The sequence below is a fragment of the Cupriavidus sp. WS genome (assembly GCF_000395345.1).
Classification (GTDB): Bacteria; Pseudomonadota; Gammaproteobacteria; order Burkholderiales; family Burkholderiaceae; genus Cupriavidus; species Cupriavidus basilensis_B.
Window position 1 is genome coordinate 1 of the sequence record NZ_AQPL01000328.1, and the last position, 1,069, is coordinate 1,069.

The following is a 1,069-nucleotide window of genomic DNA, read 5'->3' on the forward strand; positions in this document are numbered from 1 at the left end:
AACCGTTGGGCAAGGCGAGGTTGAAGCCATCGATACCGATGCGCATGGCGGCCGTGTCCGGAGCGTTGTGGTCAGCCGGCATGCCCCGGCGCGATGCCGCCGAGATGCGCGTACAGCCGGATCATGCGCGCGGCATATTCGCGCGGCGAGAACGATGCCACCTGGTCGAAGCCCGCGGCGCGCAGCCGCCGGCACAGCGCGTCGTCGCCGTCCAGCGCGCGGATGGCGCGCGCCATCGCCTGCGTGTCGTGCGGATCCACGTACAGCGCCCCGCTGCCGGCGACTTCGCGCAGGCCGCCGCTGGTGGTGGTCATCACCGGGGTGCCCAGCGCCATCGCCTCGGCCACGGGCAGGCCGAAACCTTCCGCCAGCGACGGAAACAGCAGCGCGCGCGCCTGCCGGATCAGCCCGATGAGTTCCGCCCGCGGCAGCCGCGGCAGACGGATCACGCCGGGCGCGCGCGCGAGCATCGATTCGGTCTGCGGCGCGTCCCGCGCGACCGGCCCCGCCACGACCAGCGCGCGCGGGCTCAGCGAGGCGCGGTGCGCGGCCACCAGCGCCGGCAGGTTCTTGCGCGCCTCGGGCATGCCGCAGCAGATGAAATAGCCGCCCGGCCGCAGCCCCGCCGGCAGCAGCGGATCGCGCTGCAGCGGCGCGTGCACGGCCTGCGAGGTGTTGCTGACGAAGCCCGGCGCGCAGCCCAGGCGGTCGATGATGTCCGCGCGCGAATGCTCCGAGACGGTCACGAGGTGGTCGGCGCGCGCGACGATCGCGCGCAGCAGGCGCAGGTGCCGCTCGCGCGGGATGCCGGTCAGGCGCGGATGGCTCAGCGGAATCAGGTCGTGCACGGTGTAGACGTTGCGCGCGCCTTCGAGATAGATCGGCATCGGGTACGTCCAGTGCATCACGGCCGGCGGCGCGGCGCACGTCACGCGCATCAGGCGCCGGTGAATGTTGAAGTAGGCCTGGGCCTCGCGGAACAGGCGCCCGTCGTCATGGACGGCATCGCGCGCGGCATGCGCGTCGCCATAGGCTTGCAGGCTCACCGCGCGGGCGCCGCGGCGCAGCG

The 1,069-nt window shown here is 73.4% G+C and carries 1 protein-coding gene; it reads right to left on the bottom strand.

Annotated elements, in window-relative coordinates; genetic code table 11:
- Nucleotides 1-71: 71 nt before the first annotated feature.
- Nucleotides 72-1,069, bottom strand: a 998-nt coding sequence (locus K206_RS39240) for a glycosyltransferase family 1 protein (protein WP_020205094.1), incomplete at its 5' end; no start/stop codon positions are given.